Origin of the sequence: Mesomycoplasma conjunctivae, from assembly GCF_000026765.1 — a bacterium.
GTDB lineage: Bacteria > Bacillota_I > Bacilli_A > Mycoplasmatales > Metamycoplasmataceae > Mesomycoplasma > Mesomycoplasma conjunctivae.
In genome coordinates this window covers 598,077-622,821 of record NC_012806.1, presented here as the reverse complement: position 1 = coordinate 622,821, position 24,745 = coordinate 598,077, and the positions used below count along the sequence as shown (strand labels likewise).

Sequence of the window (24,745 nt, the reverse complement as noted above, 5' to 3'; positions counted from 1 at the left end):
TTTATATAATTTTATCACTATAATATAATATAGTTTATATTTATACACTAAAAAAGGAAAATATGGAATATTCAGCTGAAAAACTCAAAGTTTTAAAAGGTCTTGAAGCCGTTAGAAAAAGACCAGGAATGTATATTGGTTCGACAGATATAGGCGGATTACACCATTTAATTTGAGAAATTTTTGACAACGCTGTTGATGAAGCTATTGCAGGTTTTGCTACAGAAATCAAGCTAATATTAAAAAAAGATAATTCAATTGAAATTAGCGACAATGGTCGAGGCATCCCTGTTGATAAACATAAAAGTGGAAAAACTGGAGTCGAATTAGTCTTTAGCGAACTTCACGCTGGTGGTAAATTCTCAAATGATGTTTATAAAACGGCAGCTGGTCTTCATGGTGTTGGCTCTTCGGTAGTTAATGCTCTTAGTTCCAAGCTTGAGGTGTGAGTTTATCGTGATGGTTATAGTTATTTTACTAGCTTTAAAAACGGTGGTCATCTTGATGTCTCTACTCAAAAAGTAGAAAAAAGCAAAAACAGAGGAACAACTGTGCGTTTTTGACCTGATTTTTCAATTTTTTCACAAACTAGTTTTTCATCAGATATTATATCTGAGCGTCTTCGTGAAACTTCGTTTTTGGTCTCAAATTTAAAAATTAGTTTTTACAATGAAATTAGCAATGAAAATGAAATCTTTTTCTTTCAAAAAGGCTTAATCAGCTTTGTCGAATTTATCAATGTTGGCAAGTCACTTGTGCACAAAGATGTTGTTTTTTTAGAAGGGGAATCACAAGGAATTCAACTTGAGGTTGCCCTTCAATATGTCTCTTCTTATCAAGATACCATTATTTCCTTTGTAAATAATGTCAAAACTGATCAAGGTGGAACACACGAAAATGGATTTCGTGGAGCACTTTTGAGAGCAATTACTACTTATGGACAACAAAAAAGTCTTCTAAAAGCTAAGACAAATCTTGAATTTAGTGATGTAAAACAAGGTTTATCAGCAATTTTATCATTGCGAGTTCCTGAGCCTATTTTAGAATTTGTTGGTCAAACCAAAAATAAATTATCAACTTTAATTGCAAAGTCTGTCACTGAGGAGATAATTTATAATTCATTAATGACTTATTTTGTTCAAAATAAAGAAGATGCAGCAAAAATTATTACCCATGTCAACAATTCATATCAAGAACGAATTTCTGCTAAATTGGCAAAAATAGAAAACAAAACTAGCAAAAATATTTCCAAAGAAAAGCGGATTTTGTCAGGTAAATTAACCCCAGCTCAAAGTAAAAATGCAAAAGAGCGCGAGATTTTTTTAGTCGAGGGAGAATCAGCTGGCGGTTCTGCAAAATTAGGACGAAACCGTTTTAACCAAGCTATTCTACCTTTAAAAGGTAAAATAGTAAATGCTGAAAAAACTAAATTAATTGATTTGTTAAAAAATGAAGAAATTATTGCAATTGTTTCAGCACTTGGAACTGGCCTTGGTGTCAATTTTAATTTAAAAAATCTTAACTATGACAAAATTATTATTATGACTGATGCCGACACTGATGGTGCACACATTCAAATTTTAATTTTAACCTTTATTTTTCGATATATGAAACCCCTTATTGAAAATGGTCATGTTTATATTGCTCAGCCGCCATTATACAAATTAAGCTATAAAAATAAAGACGTTAGATATGCTTGAGATGAAAAAGAGTTGGCTAAATTGTTGGCTAAAAAACCAAATGCACAAATCCAAAGATATAAAGGTTTAGGAGAGATGAATGCAGCACAATTATGAGAGACTACAATGGATCCAAAAACTCGTTCTTTAGTCAAAGTTTCCATTAATGATATTGCTATTGTTGAAAGAAGAATTTTTACTCTTATGGGTGACAAAACTGATATTCGGAAAACTTGAATTGAGAAAAATGTTGATTTTAGTTTAGAAGATAGTTTTCTTGACCGTTTAAAAATAGAGGATGAGCTCAATTATGAAAACTAATTTAAATCAAATTATTAATTCTTCACTTGATAACATAGTTGCAGAAAAATTTATTCGCTATGCTAAATATGTTATTCAAAATCGAGCTATCCCAGATGTTCGCGATGGTTTAAAACCTGTGCAGCGCAGAATATTATATTCAATGTGGATGCTAGGTTTAAAAAAGGAAAAAGCTTATAAAAAATCTGCCCGTGTTGTCGGTGATGTCATCGGTAAATATCATCCTCATGGTGATAGTTCAATTTATGATGCTTTGGTGAGAATGTCGCAAGAATGAAAAATTAATATTCCCCTTGTTGACATGCATGGAAATAAAGGTTCAATCGATGATGATCCAGCAGCGGCAATGCGTTATACTGAAGTTAGACTTGAAGAAATTAGTGCATTAATGCTCGAATTATTAAATAAAAATGTCATCAGCTGAGCCCCCAATTTTGATGATTCTGAAAAAGAACCTACCGTTTTACCAACTATTGTCCCCAATTTATTAGTAAATGGTGCTATCGGAATCGCTTCGGGATTTGCGACAGAAATTCCTCCTCATAATCTCTCAGAAGTCATCGATGGTGCAATAGCTATGATTAAAAATGAAAAAATTACTAATTCCGAATTGCAATCTATAATTCCAGGCCCTGATTTTCCAACAGGTGGAATTGTTTATGACAATGGTGGAATTTCAGATGCTTTTTCTAAAGGAAAAGGTCGTATTTCGCTTGTTGCTAAATATGAAATTGTAAACAAAAATAAAGACATTTCCATTCAAATTAGTCAAATTCCTTATGGGATAGCAAAAGCCAATCTTATTCGTCAAATTGATGATATTCGCTTTGAAGAAAAAGTCTATGGAATCAAAGAAGTCATTGATCAATCTGATCGTAATGGAATTTTAATTTCTATTGATTTAGAAGCTGATGCCAATGTTGATTTAGTGGTAAATTACTTGTTGCAAAAAACAGATATGCAGATTTACTATTCATATAATAGTGTTGCTATTTGCAATAATTCACCAAAGTTGGTCTCACTTTCTGAAATGATTAAATACTACCTTGACCACTTAAAAAATATTAAATTAAAAGAAATTGATTATGACCTCTTCAAAAGTCAAAAACGCTATGAAATTATACAAGGTTTTTTAAAAGTAGCAGATATTACAGATGAGGTTATTAAGGTAATTCGTGCTTCTGATAATTCTAAAATTGGGGTTATAAAAGATTTGATTGCTCATTTTGGATTTACTCAGATTCAAGCTGAGGCGATTGCTCAAATGCGCCTTTATCGTTTATCAAAAATTGATCAAGAAAATTTTTTAAGTGAATCTAAAGAATTGGAAAATAAGATTGAATTACTAAATAATCTCAAAAATGATTCAACTGCCTTTAAAAAGTTTTTAATTAAAACATTAAAACAGGTACAAAATAATTTTGGTCAACCTCGAAAAACACAAATTCTAAAAAAAGATTTTAGTATTAAAATTAATCATGAAGATCTTATAAAAGATGAAAATATTTACTTTGGTATAACTCAACAAGGCTATTATAAAAAAATTTCACTTAAAAATTTTAGTTTGAGCGATCTCGATAAGTATGCAATTAAAAAAGATGATTTTTTAATTTTACTAACAAAATTAAATTTAAAAGATAAAATTTTCTTAGTTACAAATAAAGCAAATCTTGTTGTACTTGCAGCTCATCAATTAGAAGAAACTAGTTACAAAAACATAGGTAATGACTTAAAAATTGAAGTAGATTTTCAACAAGATGAATATATAGTTGCCCAAATTAATATCTCAGAAAACAAAAATAATTCTAATATTATTTTGGTTTCCAAACATGGTTTGGCAAAACGTGTTAGTCTAGATTCGCTTTTTAATTTAAGAACTAAAAAATTAACAAATATTTTCAAACTAAAAGAACATGATGAATTAATTGGTGCTTATTTAACAGATAATTTGGCAAATATAGCAATTATTAGTAACTTAAATCGTAGTTTAAAAGTAGCTGAAATTGATATTCCAATTTATGGTAGAAACTCAGCTGGTGTTAAACTAGCAACTTTGAAAAAAGGTGAGCAAATTCAATTAGCTTACCCCATAGCGGATGGCGAGAAAATTGCTATCATTGATAGTTGAGCAAGTTATGAAGAAATTAGCAATAGTCAAATCACTTTTGGTGCTCGAGGAGCTAGTTTAAAAAATTTAAAAACTAAATTAGATTTTGCTGAATTTCCAAAATCTTTTACCAAATTTGATACAAACTTGCAAATTTTATATTATGATGATAATATCAAATTATATTCATTAGCTGATTTTAAAGATGCAAAAAAAGGTAAACAATATTGTTATAAATTTTTCAATACTAAAGATTTAATAACTGAGAAATCAAGCAAAGTTAAACCAATTGAAGAATCAAATAAAAAAATAATTAATAAAAATATTCAAAATGATAATAAAATAACAAAAGAAAAAAATACTAAGCAAAATAAAATTTTTAATACTCAAGAAGCAATTGAAAGAGTTAAAAATAAGTTAAAAGAAGTCAATGAGATTGATATAGATGCATTGCTTAAAAAATTTGAAGAGGAATAATTATGGATAAGAATTTCTACAAAAATTCACTAAATATTTTTAATAGTGATTTTTCTATGAAGGCTAATCTTTCTCAAAAAGAAGTTTTCTATCGTAGCTTTTGAGAAAGAGAAAAAATTTACCAAAAAGCTTTAAAAATGAACAAAAATAAACAAAGTTTCATTCTTCATGATGGCCCACCATATGCAAATGGTGACATACATATAGGTCATGCCTTGAATAAAATTTTAAAAGATATTATAGTTCGTTATAAAACTATGCAAGGATTTTATGCACCTTTTGTTCCAGGTTGAGATACTCACGGATTACCTATTGAAAATAAGATTATTAGTCAAATTAAAGACCAAGATGTAGTTCAAATTAGAACATTGGCAAATAACTATGCAAATTCTCAAGTTCAATCACAAATGTCTCAGTTTAAAAAGTTAGATTTATTTACTGATTTTAGTAAAATTTATCAAACAAATAAACCAAGTTATGAAGCAAAACAACTACAATTATTTAAGGAAATGGTGAGCCAAAATTTAATTTATCGCGGACTTAAACCAGTTTATTGATCAACAAGTAGTCAAAGTGCTCTTGCTGAAGCAGAAATTGAATATTTTGATCACAGATCACCTTCAATTTATGTTGCTTTTGAAGTTGAAAATGGAAATGATTTTGTTTTAGCTAAAGATAAATTAATTATTTGAACTACCACACCATGAACTTTAATTGCCAACTCAGGAGTTGCCGTTGGTGAAAATTTTGTATATACTCGCTTTGAATATCAAGGTAATTTTTATGTTGTAGCTCAAGAATTATTAGACAATGTTTTAGCTATTTTAGGTTGAAAAGATGTTCAAATTCATACAACTTTTAGAGGTAAAGACCTACTTGGCATTACCTATAAAAGACCAATTAAAGACAAAATTAGTCCCATTGTTTTAGGTGGCCATGTTACCTTAGATTCGGGAAGTGGATTAGTGCACATGGCACCACTTTTTGGTGAAGATGACTTTTGAATTGGTAAAGAATTTAATCTTGAAATGATTATGCATGTCAATGATGATGGAACTTTTAATGAACAAGCAGATCAATTTGCTAACTTATTTTATGAAGATGCCAACAAACAAATAGGTCAATTTTTAGAAGAAAAAAATAGTCTCCTACACCTCAGTTTTATCAAACACTCTTTTCCTCATGACTGAAGAACACACAAACCAGTTATTTATCGAGGAACACCGCAATGATTTATTTCTGTTGAAAAAATTAAGCAAGGCATTCTCAAAGAAATTCAATCAATAGATTTTCCTGAGCATTGACTTAAAAATCGTTTAGAAAAAATGATTGAGGGTAGAAAAGATTGAATAATTTCACGTCAAAGAAGTTGAGGAGTTCCACTTATCATTTTTTATGATGAAAAAGGCAAACCTGTTTTAGATAAATTGGCTCTTTTTGATCATGTAATATATTTGATTGAAAAACATGGTAGTGATATTTGGTATCAATGATCGACTGATGAGCTATTACCTGAGCAATTTCGCAATCGTAATTGAACAAAAGAATTAGATATTTTAGATGTTTGATATGACTCAGGATCTAGCTTTTTAGCAGCTGATATCGATGGTGAAAAATCACCTTTTGATCTATATTTGGAAGGATCAGATCAATATCGAGGTTGATTTAATTCCTCACTTATTAATTCGTATATTTACCAACAAAAATCACCTTATAAGAAGTTGCTATCTCATGGATTTGTTGTAGATGCTAAAGGCAATAAAATGTCGAAATCTAAAGGTAATGGAATTAGTCCGCTTGAGCTCATTGATAAATATGGAACAGATGTTTTAAGACTTTGAGTGGCAAATAGTGAGTATTTTAATGATGTTGTTTATTCAAAAGAAATTTTTGAACAAAATGTTGAAATCTACCGTAAAATTAGAAACACTATTCGTTTTTTAATTACAAACTTAATTGACTATAAAGATGATTCTTACCAAAGAGAAGGAATACATGCTTATATAGCTAATAAAATTGTTCAATTTAAAAACGAAATTATTACTAATTACGATAATTATCACTTTGTCAAAGTGGTCAAACTTATTAATAATTTCATTATTGAAATTTCCAACTTTTATTTATCAATTGTCAAAGATAGTTTATATGCAGACAAACAAGATCATATAAATAGACGAGCAATTCAAAAGAATTTGTATGAATTGCTCAATGTTTTAGTTATCAGTATAGCTCCGATAATGCCGACAACAGCTGAAGAAGTTTATTCATTTATTAATAAGGAAGACAAAAAGGTTTCAGTTCACCTTGAAAACTTTTTTGAAAAATCTGAATTTAATCAAGACTTAGATACAAAATGAAAAGAATTTTTTGAAATCAAAGACAAAGTTTATAAACTTGTTGAAAAAGCTATTAAATCAGGAGTGATCAAGAGGGCAAATGAAGCTTATGTTAAAATTGCTAGTGATTCAAAATTTATTCACTCACTTGATTTAAAAATGTTATTAATGATCGGTGATTTTAGTTTTGCAAGCGAGTTTGCTGTTGAAAAATTTGAATCTAGTAAATGTTTACGTTGCTGAAATCACTTTAGTGGTTTAAACAAAGATTTATGTAGTCGTTGTGAAAAATTTTTAGAAGGTTATAAAGCTGATGGGCAATAAATATTTGCTTAAATTTAAAAAATATTTGTTTAGTAAATATCATCAAGTTGGTAAAAAGCGGATGATTATAAACGCTATTGTGGCTTCTATCATTGTTTTTTTACTTTTATTATTAGATCAGTTAACTAAAAATTTAATTTTTACTAATGAAGAATTTATTGAGAGTACAAAAAGTGGTTTTGTAAGAGTAATTGATTGGAAAATTATTGGTTTTAGACCACTATTACATCCAGGAGTTACCTCAAAAATTAATGAAATTATTGGTTTTACCACAATTCATATTTTTGCATTTTTTATAGCAGTGATATTGATTATTTCTATATTATTTAGTAAAAATTATCTCTTTTTAGTCTTTATGTCAACACTTTTAGCTGGTGACATCGGGAATGAAATTGATCGTTATACTTTCTTGTATGACAAAGAAAATAATAACGCGGTTAAAGATATTTTATTTTTACCTTATCGTGATAGTGGGACATTCAATTTTGCAGATATCTTTATTTTTGTAGGGCCTATAGGTATGATTTTAGTTGTTTTTATTGAAACAATCATTAAAAAGTTTAGAGAAAGCAAAAATAACAATATTGATGATAAGAAAAATTTAGGAACCAAGGTAGAAAAACAAGAATTAAAATCCAAGGATTTAGAAGAGAAAAATCTATAAAAATATAGCCTTTTGGGTTCAAAATAAATAAAAAAATATTTTGTAAAAAAACAAAATTTTGCAAAATATTTTTTTATTTTTTACAACTTTTAATAATGTATAAGATAATTTGAATATAACTTTAAAAGTAAAAAAATGAAAGGAAACTATGAACATATTTACAAGAGATAATATTTTTCTTAACCAAAAACTTCATAGTAAAGAAGAAGTTTTTGATTTTATTATCAATGTTGCTTTTGATCTCAAAATCACTGATAATAAAGAAAAATTATTAGCTGATTTGCAAGCTCGTGAAGCGCAAATCTCAACTGGGTTAGAACAAGAATTTGCAATTCCTCATGCTCAAAGTGAAGCTGTAAAATCTCCAACACTTTTTTATATTAGTCTTGAAAGTGGAATTGCTTGAGAAAATCAAGATCAAAGCAAAGCAAAATATTTGTTTGTAATTTTACTTCCTAAAAAATATACAGATGATACACAAGTAGAATTGCTAGCACAAATTGCAACTATGATTTTAGATGAAAAGCAAATTGTTGAGCTCAAAAGTAATAATTTAGAGCGAATTTACCAAGCTATTTCTAACCAAAGCACTAAGCAAAAGTCTATAAAAATCAACGAAGAACAACCTTTAGCACTTGCAATTACCTCTTGTCCAGTCGGCATTGCTCACACTTATTTAGCAGCTGAAAAAATCAGTGAGGCTTTTTCGAAGGCAGGTTTTGCAAGCCAAGTCGAAACTCGTGGTTCGGTAGGTCCTAAAAACGTTATTACTCAAGAACAAATTGATAAGGCGCAATTTGTGATAATAGCTGCTGATGTGCAAATTGAAACTGAACAATTTATTGGTAAAAAAGTGCTCTTTTGTTCAACTAAAGATGCAATTCATCAAGCTGATAAAATGGTTGAAAAAGCTCAAAGTGCTCCTATTTTAAAGGGTGAGCGAAATATTTCTACTCAAAAATCTGATAAACCAGGACTTCTCAAACATGTCATTACAGGAATTTCCTACATGATACCATATGTGGTTTTTGGTGGAATTATGATTGCGCTTTCTCTTGGTATTGGAAAATCAATTTATGGTAGTGGCAACGAGGCACCAAAAGGCGATTTTCTCTGATACATGCTACAAATTGGAGTTGTCTCTTTTAATATCATGATTGGGGCTCTTGGTGCCTACATTGCTTATTCAATAGCAGGTCGAGCTGCGCTCATGCCCGCTTTTGTGACCTCGACGGTTGCCAACAATGCCGGTTTATTTTATAATATTGGCGGCATTAATGTCCAAACCCCAATGGGATTTTTAGGTGCAATTTTATTTGGTTACCTCATTGGTTATACTGTAAAATATATAGCAAATCTGAAAATTCAAAACTCAATAAGCGCTGTGATTCCAATTTTTGTAATTCCAATTGGTGTTACCCTATTTTATAGCTTAATAGTAGTTTTTGTTATTGGGGCACCAATTGGCTATGTAATGGACAAGTTTATCAAAACACTCGAGTCTGTTTTTAGCAACAAAGATGGACTTAATCTAGGAATTGTAATTTTACTTGGATTTTTATTAGGAGGTATGATTGGCTTTGATATGGGAGGTCCAATTAATAAGGTAGCCTTTTTAACATCTGCCACTTTGGTAGCCTCTAAAATTTTTGAACCAATGGGAATGGTCGCCGCTGCTATTCCAGTAGCGCCAATTGGTATGGGCTTAACTACCTTAGTATTTGGCAAAAAATTTGATCGTCAAGAAAAATCACTGGGAATTTCAGCAATTATTATGGGATTTATAGGTATTTCTGAAGGGGCAATCCCATTTGCAGTTAGTGATCCAAAAAGGGTTGTCTTTGCTAATGTAATCGGCTCTGCAGTTGCAGGTGCAATTGCCGCTGCTCTCTCAGTTACTAATGCAGCAGCTCATGGTGGGCCTATTGTAGGAGTTTTAGGTGCTATAAGTAGTAATAATTACGGAGTTGGTGGCGGAATAGCTTTCTTTTTTGTTGCTATTTTGATAGGTAGTGTTGTTACTATGTTAATTTATGGTTTGACTAGAAATAGAGATTTTAAATTCTTTTCAAGCAACAAAATAAACTTTTTAAGTGCTAAAAAAGCACCAAGAAAGGATAAAAATGCTTAATTTTAAAGACAAAAGTCATCTAAGTTTTTTAATAATTGCTTTTGTCGCGCTAATTATGTTGATACTAGGGATCTCACTTTTAGTTACTGGTCGAGAAGTTTATGCTAATTTTGTTAGCGCTAAAATTGAAAATGTAAAAGATTTTCAAAATGTTGTTAGTCCAACTAGTTATATTTATGGTGTTTTTTCTATCACAATAGCAATCTTATTAATTGTTTTAGAACTTCTTTTTGCAAATCACCTATTTAACAAAAAATTAAATAGCTAAAATGAAAACTTTTTACTTTTTAAAACCATATTTTCAGGAAAAAATATGGGCTGGTAAGAATTTGCAAAAACACTTTCAATTAGCTCATTTAGTTGGTGAAGCTTGGCTAATAAGTGCGATTGAAAATCGCCAATCTAAATTAGAAAATGGTATCCCTTTAGATGAATTTTTCTATAAAAATAAAGACTTTTTTAATAATTATCCAGCTAGTGTTTATCCAACTTTGCACAAAATTATCGACGCTGCTGATCACTTGAGTATTCAGGTTCATCCAAATGATGAGTATGCAAAAAAAATTGGCTCACTTGGCAAAGATGAGTGCTGATATTTGTTAGAAAATAATCTACACCCTTTTTATATTGGTCTGCAATTGCCAACTATTAGCGATGATCAATTATTTAGTGATAAAGTTTTAGATTATTTAAACAAAGTTGCTTTAAAAAAGGATGACTTTGTCTATATTAAAGCTGGAATGATTCATGCTTTACCAAAAAATTCATTAGTTTATGAATTACAACAAAATAGTGATATTACCTACCGTATTTTCGATTATAATCGTCTTGATGATGAAAATAAACCTCGAAGTTTGCACATTGAGCAAGCAAAAGATGTAATTGATAAGCAATTACAACCTGAAGTCATTCAAGTTCAAAATGGCCAACTTATAAGCAATAATTTTTTTAACCTCAAAGTTGTTGATATTCAAGATCAATTTGTTTTGACAAGTGATCCTACAAAAGTTTATTGATATGAAGTAATCATAATTGAAGGTCAAGGCGATTTAGAAGGAGTAGCCTTTCAAAAATATGATGCACTCATTATTTCTGCTAAAGTTCAAAAAAGCTATATTTTTAAAGGAAAAACGAAGATTTTAATTAACAAAATCACTAAATAAATTTTGTCAAATTTAACATTTTTTCTAATAAAATAAACTATTAAAAAATGCTAATTTTTTTATCCTCTCTTTTAATATAAAATAGCAGATATCTAAAAAATAAAAAATTGTATTTATTATTTCTAAAAAGTAGTATACTTTTGTTTAATAGGCATTTTATTAATAAAAGTCTATTAGAAATTAAAATAAGGAAAATAATATGAATAAATTTGATATTGCAGTTATTGGAGCGGGTCCAGGAGGATACTCTTTAGCACTTATTTTAGCCAAAGCTGGTAATAAAGTAGTTATTTTTGAAGAATCATTTTTTGGTGGTAACTGTGTTAATCGAGGATGCATTCCAACCAAAACTTTAATGAAATCTGCTCGCATTGCAAACACTTTAGCACGTAGTAAAGACTTTGGAATTGACTCTGAAAATTACTATGATCTTCAAACAATGTTTAAAAATGTAGCAAATAATAGCGCAAAACTACAAAATGCAATCAAAGGCGGACTAACTACTTCTAATGTAACTATTATTGAAGCTAGTGCAACAGTGATTGATGAAAATACAATTGAAGCAAATGGTAGTCAATACAGCTTTGATAAATTAGTTATTGCAAGCGGTTCTAGACCTAACTTCTTTAAAATTGAAGGAGCTGAGGCAACAAATGTTTATACATCAGATGATTTGTTAACTAAAAATCCTAAATTTGATGAACTAACAATCATCGGTGGTGGTGCAATTTCACTTGAATTTGCATACTTTTATGCATCTTTTGGCAAAAAAGTAACCATTATTGAAGCAGCACCACAATTATTTGCAAATCTGGATGAATCAATTTCTAGAGCAGCAAAAGCTGTAATTGCTGAAAAAGGAATTACTTTATACGAGGCAACAAAGGTGCTAAGATATGAAGATGGTGCTCTAATTTTAGAAAATCATGATGGACATATTTATCACAAGACCAATAATATTTTACTAGCAGTTGGTCGTCGTGCAAACAACGAAGCTTTTGCTAGTCTAAATTTAAAATTTAATGAGAAAAACTTTATTGAAGTTAATGAATTTTTCCAAACCTCTATTGATCATATTTATGCAATTGGTGATGTTACAGGTAAACTGATGCTCTCAACAGTTGCTTATAAACATGGAGATATAGTTGCAAAACACATTATAACTGGTAGCTCAGATGAAAAATTCAATGCAAGATTTATTCCTTGAACAATTTATGCAACTCCAGAAATCGCATCTGTAGGAAGTAGTGAACAACAATTACAAGCGCAGGGAATTGATTATGAGGTAGCAGAAATTGCAGCTAGTTCACTGCCTAGAGCGCATGCAGAAAATGCTTTTAAACTTGGATTTATCAAACTTATTTTTAACAAAAAAACCTTTGAAATTCTTGGTGCAACAATATTTTTAGATGAAGCTTCATTATTAATTAATCAAATTGCATTAGCAATCAAATCCAAGTTAACAATTTTAGATCTTCAAAAAAGCGCTTACACACACCCAACTTTATCTGAGTCTATTTACTATATCACAAGACAAATAGTTTTTAGTAATTTAGATAAGTAAACAAGTTTTCCTTCAAACTTTGAAAATGCAATAAAACAATCTTTTTATTGCATTTTTTATTTAAAATAGCTTTAAATTTGTATAATTTACAATAAAATAAAAAGGAATAAATTTTAAGTGAAAATCAATTATGAAAATAAAGAAGATTTTTTAAAATCTCTTAATTATAAACAAGGTTTAACCACACAACAAGTAGAATTTTCTAAAGAAAAATATGGGACCAATAACTTAAAGCCAATTAAGGAAAAAGGAATTTGACAACTTATTTTTAATCAACTTAAGGAACCATTAAGTTTGATTTTAATTATAGTTATTATCATTTCTTTAATTTTAAACATTGTTTTTAATGACAAGTTCAAAACATTTGAAGAAAAATTAATTGCTTATTTAGAACCAGTAGTAATTTTTATTATTATTATAATTAATTTAATTTTTAGTCTGGTTCAAGAAAATAAGACTAAAAAAGCACTAAATGCAATTAAAAATCTAAACAATCCTAATGCCACAGTAATCAGAAATGCTAATAAAATAAATATTTCTACTTCTGAGGTAGTTGTTGGTGATATCTTGGTTATCAATTCAGGCGATGTAGTCTCTGCAGATGGTTTGGTAATTGATCAACATAATTTGAAAATGCAAGAATCAATGCTAACTGGTGAGTCAGAGGCAGTTTTTAAAGAAAACTTTAGCTCATTTGATGATAAAAAAGCTCAGGTTTATTCTGGAACCAATGTTCTTGCAGGTCAAGCCCATATTTTAGTAAATAAAGTTGGTGAGCAAACAGAGATGGGGAAAATTGCCCATTTAGTTGAAAATACTCAAGAATTAGAATCACCACTGCAAAAAAAATTAAAAAAGTTTACTAAATATATTGCCTTTTTAGCACTATTTTTTTCTTTGATTTTCTTCTTTATTTATATTTACATGGTGGAAAAAGGTGACTATAGTTTTGCTGAACAAGCCATTATTGTCTCCTTGAGTTTAGCCATAGGTTTTATCCCTGAATCTTTAATTCCTTTAATCACAATTAATTTGATAATTGGAGTAAAAAAACTAGCCAAGGATAAAGCAATTGTCAAAGATTTACAAACAATTGAAACTCTAGGTAATATTTCAATTGTCTGCAGTGACAAAACTGGTACACTAACTGAAAACAAAATGGTAATTAAAGATGTTTTTGTTAATCAAATTCCAAAAGAACTATTTTGAAAAAAAGCACTTTTAAACACTCAAGCTTTTTCTTATTTCGAAAATGAGCAAGAAATTTTTGTTGGTGATCCAGAGGAAATATTAATTTTACAAGCGAGCAAAAAACACCATCTAGATAAAAAAGAGCTATTAAAATCCTATCAATTTATTGATCAAATCCCTTTTAGCTCGGATATCAAATTAAGCGCTATTTTATATAAAAATGAAGACAATTTGCACTTTTTTGTCAAAGGAGCACCCGAAGTTATTTTAAAATATTGCAAAAATATTAATCAGACAATTTATACTAAATTGCAACAATACCAAAACAATGGCTTGCGAGTTTTTGCAATTGCAAGTAAAAATATTACAACTCATCATAATGTTTTAAAAGAGCAACTTTTTGATCTAGATTTTGATGGTTTTTTAGCAATGGAAGATCCACTAAGACAAGAAATACCCCAAGTTGTCAGCAAGCTCAACAAAGCTCAAATTAGTACAATTATGATCACAGGTGACTCACTTTTTACAGCAAGTAGTATCGCCAAACAAGCCAATATTTTAGCTGATAATCAAATAGCAGTTAGCAATCAAGAATGAAAAAATGAAGAAAAATGAAGAACTAATATTGAAAATTACAAGGTTTATGCACGAGTTTTGCCAGCGGATAAATTAGAAATAGTCGATGCTTTGCAAAACAAAAATCACACTGTTGCCATGTTAGGTGATGGGGTCAACGATGCCCCTTCACTTAAAAAAGCAAATGTTGGTTTTGCTATGGGTATTACAGGAACACAAGTGAGCAAACAAGTTGCCAACGTTGTCCTAGCTGATGATAATTTTTCTACCTTATACAAGGCAATTAAACAGGGTAGAAGTGTCATCTACAACATTAAGCAATTATTAATCTATTTATTAATAGCTAATTTTACAATGTTGTTAACGGTTTTTATAGGTAGTTTGATATTCAAAGAAAAAATTTTTGGTTCCCTGCAAATTCTTTGGATTAATGTTGTCTCTGAAACATTTGGCGGGATTGCAATGAGTTTAACAAGTGTAGACAAAACTGTTATGAATAAAGATTTTTTAGACAAAAATAAGTCATTAGTTAATTTTAAAATGATTTTTCAAATTAGTCAATGAGTTCTAATTACAACAGCGATGAGTTTGTTAGTCTATTATTTAAATATTTCTAATCCTCAACAAGCATCAGCGCTCAGCTTTTTTGTTAGTGCAATTTCCTTGGCAAGTTTGTCTTATGCTTTAGGTGTACCAACTAGTTTATTTTTTGTTAACTTTAGACAAATTCAATATTTGCATTTAGGCTTTCTTCTTAGTTTGTTAGCAATCATTTTTGTTGTTTTTGTTCCTTATGTCAACACTATTTTTAACATGGATATCTATAAAAATATTGATAGTTGAAAATTTGTCTATTTACTTTTTAGTTTATTACCTTTTGTGCTCGATCAAAGTTACAAAATTATTAAAAAAGCTATAAAAATAAAGACTTTTAACTAATTTAGCTAATTGCTGGAGCTCTTGTTTCAATTGTTTAAGAGAAAATAATTTTGTTCATATTTTTGTTGATATTTAATATCCATAGAATTAGCAAGAATGAAAAAAATTAAATCTGATACAAAATATTGATTAACTTTGGAAGAAATCGAAATAAAGCGTTGTTTTTGTTCTAAAGTTTGATAAATTAATACTTGATTTTTTTCTTGATGAATAACTTGTTTATTAGCAGTAATAATAATGAGATTTTCACCTTTGTCTCCAAGTTGTTTAATTATGAATTCGATTTCTTTAGTTTTGCATGATTTTGAAAATAAAATAATTGTAGATTCCTGATTTTGGCCGCTAGTTAATAAAAAGCTATGAAAGTCAAAAAAACTTGTTGCATTTAAACCTAATTTTTGCAAATTAATAGCAAGCTCGCTTGCGGCCAGTGATGAAGAGCCAGCTCCATAGAGAAAAATTTTATTTGCGTTAGAAATAGTCTCACTAATTTTACTAATTGAGTTTAAATCAATTAAATGGGCAGTTTTAGTAATTGAATCTCTGTAATAAAAGTGAAGTTGATCTAAAATTTTGCTATTCTCACTATTGGAATCTAGGAGAATATTTTTTGAATTTAAATAATGGTGATAGACATAAAATTGCATATTTTTTAGTGAATCAAAACCTAATTTTTTAGTTAATAATGAGATTACCGACATTGAAACATTGGATTTTTTAGCTAGCTCTTTAATTGAAGCGTTATAAAAAAAGACAGGATTTTTTAAGCTTAAATCAATAATTTGTCTTTCTGCTGTTGTCAAGGATTCAATCTGTTTTTGAGAAAAAATAGTTGTTTTCATAGCTTTAATTATATACTATATAAAAAATAGCAATTTTATTGATTATTATTTGTATAAAAAAGCAGCACTAATAAATACAAAAAATTTGAAAAATGATAAAATAATATTAACAATAATAAAGGAGAAAAAAATGGAAACTTCAATACCAAAAGATTTAATAGGAGTGCGACCTTTTAATGAGGGTGAGAGTTACTGAATAATTAAAGATATAATTCCCATTTATGCCTTTACGATTGTTTTAGGAATGTTAGCTTCAATAATCACAATTTTTTTCTTTTGAAAAAGAGAAAAATACAATATGGATTATTTGTTTTGACTAATTGTAATTACTATTCCAAGCTCAATTGTTGGAGCGCGTTTTGGCTTTATTTTAGAACGTTTAGTCGTTGGTGATTTTAGTATTTTAAAGACTTGATGAAATATCCGTAGTGGTGGAATGTCAATTCAATGAGGAGTTATTTTTCCAACAGTTGGTAATTTAATTTATGCTTATTTCAAACAGCGAGAATTTGATTGGCGGAAAGCATTTAGCTTCATTTTACCAGCTGTTTTGATTGGACAAGCAATTGGGCGATGAGGTAATTTTACCAATCACGAAGTTTATGGAAAATTAGATCCTACAGGAGCAAGTGTTGACTGGCTTGGAAGCTTTATTAGACAAAATATGTTTATCCGTGACTCTTTTGCACCAAATGGTCAATTAAGAGTTCCTTTATTTTTCTATGAATTTTTAACTTCCATTTTTGGTTACATTGTCATCGTTTGGGTTTTAAATCTTTTTTCTTGACTCAAGCCAGGATCTACTGGAGCACTCTATATTGTTTATTATGGGGTAGTTCGAGCATCAATGGAATATTTACGTCAAGAAGCCTATCTTTACTATTTTATCATTGCAATTTTAATGATTATTATGGGAATTATTTTGTTTATCCGTTTTGAATTCTTCCCAGATTATCACTTATATATAAATTTAAAAAAGAAAGAATTTAAACTAAATAAAATTGCTCGCTATACTAAATCAAAAGAAGTTTTTTTAGGTATTTCATGATATCGTTGAACTCGCAATCCCGAAGCTATTATAGAACCAAAAGCTAAACAAAGTAGAAATCAAAAACAAGCTGTTACAAATTAATTTGGAAAAAAGGAGTAAAATGAAGACAATTTATGATGTTATTATTATTGGTGCAGGCCCTGCTGGGCTTACAACTGCGCTTTATGCTTCAAGAGGTAATTTAAAAGTTTTAATTTTAGAAAAACTAGCCCCTGGTGGAAAATTAGTGAGTCAATCAAAAATTGAAAACTGGCCAGGAGATGAGAGCATTGGTGGTGCTGATTTAGCAGTTAGAATGTACAAACATGCTTTAAAATTTGGTACTACTCATTTGTATGGAGATGTAACAAAAGTCGAATCTAAAGGTGAATTTGAACATCTAGTTTACACAAGTGATGAAAAAGTTTATTATGCAAAATCAGTAGTTGTTGCAACTGGTATGGTTGAGAGAAAACCAGCTGATATTAAAAATTACTTTGATTTTGAAGGTAGAGGTGTTTCCTACTGTGTAGTTTGTGATGGTCCTTTTTATAAAGGAAAACCTTCAGTTATTATCGGTGGTGGAAACTCCGCTGTTGAAGAGGGAACCTTCTTGGCTTCCATTGCTTCAGAAGTTCATATTTTAGTAAGAGATGCTCAATTTATTGCCGAGCCAATGTTAGTTGATGAATTAATGACTAAAGAGAATGTCAAAGTTTATTTTGAAACAAAAGCACTTGAATTAAAAGGTGAAGATGAACTACAAGAAATCGTAGTTGAGCAAAAAGGAGAAGTTTTTTCTATTCCAACAGCTTCACTTTTTCCTTACATTGGGTTTTTGCCAGCAACTAAATTTTTAGAATCACAAAAGCATATTCTCAATTCTCAAGGTTTTTTGATGGTTGATAAATTCAACGAAACTGCTCAAAAAGGAATTTATGGAGTTGGGGACGTAGTTGCAAAAGACATTCGCCAAATAGTAACTGCTGCTAATGATGGTGCAATTGTTGGTAAAATTCTTACTAATAGAATAAAATAGTTAATTCACAAAAGTAAAAACCAAGTTGTCAAGTTGGTTTTTATTTTTTTAGTTAAAAAATAACTAAAAAGCATACAGTGTAGTAAAATTATGGTAGTAATATTTAAAACAATGCAAAGCAAAATTTGTATATTTTTGCTTTTCTTGTATATAAAAATGGAGAGTTTAATAAAACAATGAAACAAAAAAAACAAGCTAGAGGTAAAAAAAGTATCTTAATAACCTCGATATTAACTTTTTTAATTACAGGTTCAATTTTAGGTGGTTCTATTGGAATTGCTTATGGGTTAGCATACAAAAAAAATAATGATTACCAAAAAAACATTGATTTTCTCAACTCAACATTAGAAAAAATTCGCAATGTCAGCTTTCATTCAAGTAAAATAACTCCTTTTTCTAATTACGCTTCATTAAAACAAGAGTGAAATGAAATTAATGATTTAAAACAAGCAAGTCAATTTTTTAATTTGCAAATCCTAAAATCAAATCAATTAGTAAATTTTGAAATTCCAAAAGAAATCCAACTTACATATACCAAAGTGGAGCCAAATGATGATAAACAGCACTTTGATGTTGAATTTTATTTAAGCATTTTTAATGGCAGCAAAGAAATTAAAACTAAAATTCAAAAAATAAGTGTTGCAATTGATGCAAGTTCTGCTTTTTTTCTTTCCAATTTTGTTGAGGCAACTCAAATTGCATTAGCTTCTATTCAACCTTATCAAAAATCAAGTGATAATGCTAGTCAAAATGTAGCAGCAGAAATTTTAGCAAACGATTTTGCAACTTTTGTTAATGACCCAAAAACAGTAACATCTGATGATGCAATTGAGAAAATTAATACCTATTTTAACTTAAAAAATATTTTAAATAGTGCACTTAAAAATAGCAACTTTGCTATCAAATACAAAGGAAAATTTATTCATCCATACCAAATTGAGTTATTACAAATAGGTAAATCTGATGATAAGAATATTTGAGTAGAAACTAATGAAGAAAATGCTGATATTTTCAATGTTTTTGCTAAAATTTCCTTTAGTGAACAAGCTAAGAGTGAATTACCACAAACTTTTGATACTAATTTAACCAAAACTATTAGTTTCCGCCTTTTAGACAACAAAACTAGAAAACCAGCTTTTATTAGTACACAAGAATTTATTAGCAAAGTAACCATTAATTCTCCAACTAAAGAGCAATATTACTTAGCAAAAACTACTCAAAATGGTCAAGCAGCACAAACTTTGCAAGCCGCTGGTAATTCAGCTCCAACTGATCAGACTACAGATGCAGCAACTGAAGATCAAAAAGTTGATATTTTAGATAAAGATATTCTAGATGTTTATAAATTAATAAAATATGATAAAGGTATCCTCAACTCTCCTGAAAAAGCTAAAAAACATTTATTATCTTTTTTAAATCAACCTTTAGAAATTGATTTTAGTCAACAACCATTTTTAGCTCCACAAGTTCGTAAACGTTTTGACTACTATTTGTTACCAAATGATATTAGAATAGGCACAGATGAAGAATCATCTTTTATCAAAGTACCTTTAAAAATTACTTATAAAACAGATCCAAGAGTACCAGAAAAATTAGTTGAAATATTTATTAGACATTTCAAAAATTCTGATTCACTTCTCAATGGTCAATCTATTGAAAAAAACAAAAATTTAATTCCCCAAATTAGTTATCAAAGAGAAACTCAAAATTCAGATACCTCAGTTGTCTTAAAAGCAAGAGAAGCAGTTGCAAAAGCAGAAATATTATCATTATTAGAAACTAAGAAAAATGATCAACTTTTTCAATTAATCACTGATAGAAACAAATTCAACTATAAATTTAGTGAACTTGAACTTTTAAATGCTTGAATTTCAAACTATCAATTACCAAGCATCAATGATTTTCTAAAACAAACTCTTCTACCAACTTTACAAGCTGATGGTAGTTTAACTAAACCACTTTTTAGAACTGATAAAGAATTTAGTCAATTTAGCCAAAAAATTATTGCACTAGGGCAAGAAGTTGCAAAACTTTATTTAGATCATATTTTGGTACTTTTAGATTTGAAAAAAGCTTCTGAGAATACTGATGCAAAAACTAGTGAATCTGAAGTTCAACAAAATAGTCAAACTAACTCACAACAGCCTTCTAATTCAACTGGATCAAGTACAGATAAAACTTTAAAAGAGAAGTTAATTGAAGGGATTAGAAAGCTTGAAGATACTTTTTCACTCTCAAGTTTAGACCCTCTGATTACTTATATTTCATCTCAAGATAGCATTTCATCTATTGATGATTTTACAAAAATCTTTTTTACAGTTTATGGTGAGAGTGACAAAAATAGTCATTCTGTAGATTTGTTTGATAATTTTGCTCAAGGTCTAAAATATCAAATTCAATTTTATAATTTAGATGAAACACAAGAATTAGATAACTCCAGTGGAAGTAGCAGCAATGCTAGTCAAAATCCTGCACCTAGTACACCTGCAGTTCCAGCTCCAACTCCAGCTCCAGCTCCAGCTGCTCCTGCTCCTTCTCCAGCTGCTCCCGCTTCAAGTAGTACCCCTACAACTTCTTCAACTAATGAGATAATCAAAATAGGTTATTATTTTGTTTTCTTTAACAGCGATAATAGTAAAATTGCTTTCCAAACTAAGCCACAAAAGCTTGAATTACAAGTATCTTCATTAAATCGTCAAAATTTAGAAAAGCAAAATTTAGCAAACAGTGTTGTGCTTAATTTTCCTTCATTTGCAAAGCAATTAGAAACAAAATTAACACTTGAGAAATTTAAGGAAAAATTCGATTCTACTAAAAAAGATGATGCCAAAGAAGTTGCTACATTGTTCAAAGAAGTTTTTGGACTTAGAGAATTTATGAGTGTCTACCCACTATTAAAAGGATTTGCACTAACTTATCCAGAAAATGGTCACTCAACTAATGCTTTAAATCAAAATCAAATTAGATTTGAGGTAGTTTCTGTCAGCGAAGAAGATTATAAACAAATTATAGATATTAATAGAGCACCAACTGTTCAGTCAGCTGGGGGTGGAGGTGCCGGAGCTTCAAGTTCAACTTCTGCTCAACAACCTAATCAAGGAGCAGGAGGTACTGCAGCTCCAGGGGCTTCAGGTGGACAAACTCAGGCTTCAGGGGCTCCAGCAGCAACTCAACCTTCAACAACTAGTTCTCCAAGCGATGCTTCTTCAACATCAATCAAAGGTATTTTCCCATTAATTTTTACAGTTCAAGTTGCTCCAGATCCTGTAAAAGTTACAAGAACAAAATAATCTAAGAGATAGGATTAAATTATGAAAAAAACAACTATTAAAAGAAAACAATCAAATGCTCGTCCACTTTTAATTCTAGCTTCTGGACTTATTTTTGCAGGAATAGTAATTACAGGATCATATTTTGCTTATAAATCTTTTTTGAAACAAAGAAGTGATTTATTAGATGAGTCACAAAATGTTGTCCAAGAGTTAAATCAAGAAGGTATTAAAATTAGCAATGAAGATTTTGCTAAAGAAATTGCTGACTTAAAAATTATTGATGACTATAAAAAATATTCTGCTTTTCAAGTGTTAAATTTGGCAAAGAATCCCACTTTTACCTTTAAATTGATAGATCTTTTTAATCTTAGTGAAGTTAATAAAAAGTATCCAAACTTAAAAATTATTGCTAATGTTTTAAATCAATCGGATGTAACTAATGCGTCTCAAACAACAAGAGTTGAAGACAATAAAATTGTTAATGTACTTTTTACAGCCCATGATTTTCAAAGTCGTAAAACTTATAATTTAGTATCTAATATTGAAGGTTTTGAAGGCCAAAGTGATCAAGATGCTAGTTTTAATAATTTTATTGTTGATGAAGAAAAATCTAGCTTTAGCATTCGTCAAGAAAACTTTGATAAACTAGCATCTGCTCAATTTTTTATTGATGATATAAATAATTACTATCAAAACACTGCAAATCAAAACGCATTGCAAACTATTAATAAATTTGGGGTTATCAAACTAGTTGATCAAAATGGTAATTTTATTAATTTTCCACAACTTACTAGCTTAGATTTTGCCAAAGATGAAAATGGTAAAATCAAATTTAAAGATTTTAGCCAAGAAGATGGTAGCATTTCTCTTCAGTTTGTTTTATTAGATAGTAACAAAAAACAAATTACTAGTTTTTACTTACCAGTAAACAATTTAGTCTCCTACAAACAAGCAACTAAACAATTTGCAAATCTCTTAAACGGTTTAGATAGAAAAATTTTAAAACTCAAACCAGAAAAACAGGCAGAAATTACTCTAAGTCGAATGAGTATTTCAGAATTTTTCCGTAATAAAAGGGATATTAGTGATTTTTTTGACTTTAGCGAACTTCAAAAATATTTTAATGGTCTAGATCCAAAATTTGAAGTTAGTGTCAAAACCACTAATTTAAGCTTAGATAAAAAAAGTGAAATCGAACTCAGTGTTAATGTTATCTATGATAATCAAGAAGATGCTAATTTACAACAAGGAGCACAAACACTTCAAGCTGAGATTTCAAATCCCAAACCTCTTTATCAATTTGATTTTATTTTTAAAGTATTTGAAAACTTTACACAAGATTACTTGGATATCGTAGTTGGCAATAATGACTTTTTTATAGTAAAATCAGATAAAAGTCACATTGATGGACAAGATATTATTAACTCGCTGAAAAATATTAATGCTGCTTTTTACTCATATGTTGAAAACAAAAGCATTAATAAAGGATATGAAGTAATCAACCTTGAAGACAATTCTACATATGATACTCTTAGCAGTCAAAGTGCAATTATTTTCTGAATTAAAAAAATCTTTGCTGATACATTAATACTACCTTTTAATAAACAACAAAAACCTTCATCTTCCGATGCCGACTCAGCAACTACTAGTTCGACATCTCAAGGTGCTCCAAGCACTACATCTCAAGATACTACAAGCGCAGGGCAATCTCAAACTCAAGGCACTCCAACTTCAGGAGACAGCCAAGCTCAAACTACCACCCCAACTGCTCCAGCACAATCTAGCCAACAAAACAACACTAGTGATGCAACAAATAGTCAATCTTCAAACACTTTAGCACAGCAAGCTGTCAATGAAAAACCAGAAGAAATCTTAGCTCAAATTTTTAGTAGATTAAATAATATTATTAATCAAAAACAATTAAAAAATAATGTTGTTAGATATAAATTAAACTTTGATAATACAAGTCATAAATTAACAATTGCTATTACAATTGTAAATGAGGATAATGAAATTGTTGCTAGTCGTGATATTACAATTATTGGTTTTGCAAGCTCCAGCGAAGCCCTCTATAGTGCCAAAGCTAACAATGCAAAAGTTTTCTTTGAAGCAGCAAGTGGTCTTGAATATAAACAAGATGGTAATACTTTTAGATCTGATTTACAGCAAGTTAGTGCTTTAAGATCAATTATCAATCCAAATGCCCAATTTGTAAATTCTGAAAGCAATCAAGCTATTAACTTTATTCATACACCTTTAGTTAGTGGTGTTAGCTTAGATGGCATCCAACTTGTTCTACAAAACAAAAGTGCTACTAAAGATAAAGAAAATAGTTTTGATTATGGTAGTGCAGCTTCATTTGCGCTTGCGTTTTCACAAAAAAATGATTTGCAAGCTGGTAAAGCAAAAATCATTTTATCAAGTGAGCAAAAAGGTGTTCAGCCTAATAAAACCAATTCCATTTTTATTCAAAAACTAGCCAAAGGTACAACTATTGAAGCAAACAGTCAAAATGAGCTTCAAAAATTTGCAGCACTCAAAAGTGAAAGTGGTACCACCTCACAAGACTTGTGAGTTATTGGGCTTACCTCAGAGACTGTTGGTGAGAATATTTTAATGAATAAACTATTTGATCCTGCTCAACAAGATAAAGTTCAAATTTTAGGTATCTATCCAGTCAGTCAAGATACAAATGACTATACTACCTTTATTATCTCTAATCAAATTGATGCTAAAAGTAACAAAGTTATTGTAGAAACTGCAGCTATTTCTAATAACAAAGTTGAAAAAGAAAAACTAGAAATTAGCTCTACATCAAGCTCTACTTCAACCCCCACCGTTACAATAACACAATCTCAGACAACTTCTAATCCTTTTCCAGCTATTTTATTAGGTAGCAAAAATAATAAAGATTCCGAGACTATTTTTAGATCATTATCAATTTTTGACAAATCTGAAAGTCAAAGCGAAGGAAAATCACTTTTTGATTCACTTATTGAGACTTATTCAAAATAAAACAATTACTCAACACAACTAGTGTTGAGTTTCTATTTTGGACTCAGAAGTAAAAAAAGAAAACATAATTGTTTT

General features: G+C 29.6%; 14 protein-coding genes. 13 read left to right on the top strand and 1 reads right to left on the bottom strand.

Translation table 4 applies throughout. The annotated features are described in order from the left end of the window. The first annotated feature begins 62 nt into the window (after nucleotides 1–62). The 9 genes from MCJ_RS02540 to MCJ_RS02500 all read left to right on the top strand — a co-directional run bounded on the left by MCJ_RS02540 (nucleotide 63) and on the right by MCJ_RS02500 (nucleotide 15,472). On the top strand, nucleotides 63–2,000 hold the full coding sequence (locus MCJ_RS02540) for a DNA gyrase/topoisomerase IV subunit B (RefSeq protein WP_012751729.1): 1,938 nt from the start codon (nucleotides 63–65) through the stop codon (nucleotides 1,998–2,000). After that, a complete protein-coding gene (locus MCJ_RS02535; RefSeq protein WP_012751728.1) occupies nucleotides 1,990–4,584 on the top strand; it encodes a DNA topoisomerase IV subunit A in 2,595 nt (864 codons plus the stop codon). The genes MCJ_RS02540 and MCJ_RS02535 overlap by 11 nt, the downstream gene beginning before the upstream one ends. Nucleotides 4,585–4,586: 2 nt before the next feature. Next, the gene (gene ileS / locus MCJ_RS02530; RefSeq protein ID WP_012751727.1) at nucleotides 4,587–7,244 is read left to right on the top strand and encodes an isoleucine--tRNA ligase; all 2,658 of its coding nucleotides are present in this window, start codon (nucleotides 4,587–4,589) and stop codon (nucleotides 7,242–7,244) included. Next, entirely contained in the window at nucleotides 7,234–7,908 is a 675-nt protein-coding gene (locus tag MCJ_RS02525; protein ID WP_012751726.1) for a signal peptidase II, read from the top strand. The genes ileS and MCJ_RS02525 overlap by 11 nt, the downstream gene beginning before the upstream one ends. Before the next feature lie 148 nt (nucleotides 7,909–8,056). After that, nucleotides 8,057–10,039, top strand: coding sequence for a PTS fructose transporter subunit IIABC (locus MCJ_RS02520; protein ID WP_012751725.1), 1,983 nt, complete (start codon nucleotides 8,057–8,059; stop codon nucleotides 10,037–10,039). After that, the gene (locus MCJ_RS02515; protein WP_012751724.1) at nucleotides 10,032–10,307 is read left to right on the top strand and encodes a hypothetical protein; all 276 of its coding nucleotides are present in this window, start codon (nucleotides 10,032–10,034) and stop codon (nucleotides 10,305–10,307) included. Before MCJ_RS02520 ends, MCJ_RS02515 begins: the two co-directional genes overlap by 8 nt. A gap of 1 nt (nucleotide 10,308) precedes the next feature. Continuing rightward, nucleotides 10,309–11,202 (top strand): type I phosphomannose isomerase catalytic subunit, encoded by an 894-nt coding sequence (locus tag MCJ_RS02510; protein WP_012751723.1) that lies wholly within the window; start codon nucleotides 10,309–10,311, stop codon nucleotides 11,200–11,202. A 199-nt stretch (nucleotides 11,203–11,401) separates the two neighbouring features. Then, nucleotides 11,402–12,766: a dihydrolipoyl dehydrogenase gene (locus MCJ_RS02505; protein ID WP_012751722.1), complete on the top strand. Its 1,365-nt coding sequence runs from the start codon at nucleotides 11,402–11,404 to the stop codon at nucleotides 12,764–12,766. 117 nt (nucleotides 12,767–12,883) lie between these two features. Then, on the top strand, nucleotides 12,884–15,472 hold the full coding sequence (locus MCJ_RS02500) for a cation-translocating P-type ATPase (protein ID WP_012751721.1): 2,589 nt from the start codon (nucleotides 12,884–12,886) through the stop codon (nucleotides 15,470–15,472). Between the two features lie 5 nt (nucleotides 15,473–15,477). On the opposite strand, the gene MCJ_RS02495 is transcribed toward MCJ_RS02500, so the two are convergent. Then, nucleotides 15,478–16,314, bottom strand: coding sequence for a MurR/RpiR family transcriptional regulator (locus MCJ_RS02495; protein ID WP_012751720.1), 837 nt, complete (start codon nucleotides 16,312–16,314; stop codon nucleotides 15,478–15,480). A gap of 130 nt (nucleotides 16,315–16,444) precedes the next feature. Between MCJ_RS02495 and MCJ_RS02490 the strand changes: the two genes are divergently transcribed. The 4 genes from MCJ_RS02490 (at nucleotide 16,445) to MCJ_RS02475 (ending at nucleotide 24,670) form a co-directional block, all read left to right on the top strand. Continuing rightward, on the top strand, nucleotides 16,445–17,446 hold the full coding sequence (locus MCJ_RS02490) for a prolipoprotein diacylglyceryl transferase (protein WP_041594536.1): 1,002 nt from the start codon (nucleotides 16,445–16,447) through the stop codon (nucleotides 17,444–17,446). Between the two features lie 19 nt (nucleotides 17,447–17,465). Further along, nucleotides 17,466–18,383 (top strand): NAD(P)/FAD-dependent oxidoreductase, encoded by a 918-nt coding sequence (locus MCJ_RS02485; RefSeq protein ID WP_012751718.1) that lies wholly within the window; start codon nucleotides 17,466–17,468, stop codon nucleotides 18,381–18,383. 176 nt (nucleotides 18,384–18,559) lie between these two features. After that, entirely contained in the window at nucleotides 18,560–21,673 is a 3,114-nt protein-coding gene (locus tag MCJ_RS03740) for a P97 family adhesin (RefSeq protein ID WP_012751717.1), read from the top strand. Between the two features lie 21 nt (nucleotides 21,674–21,694). Further along, nucleotides 21,695–24,670 carry a P110/LppT family adhesin N-terminal domain gene (locus MCJ_RS02475; protein ID WP_012751716.1) on the top strand — a complete coding sequence of 992 codons (2,976 nt, stop codon included), beginning with the start codon at nucleotides 21,695–21,697 and terminating at the stop codon, nucleotides 24,668–24,670. Nucleotides 24,671–24,745 lie beyond the last annotated feature (75 nt).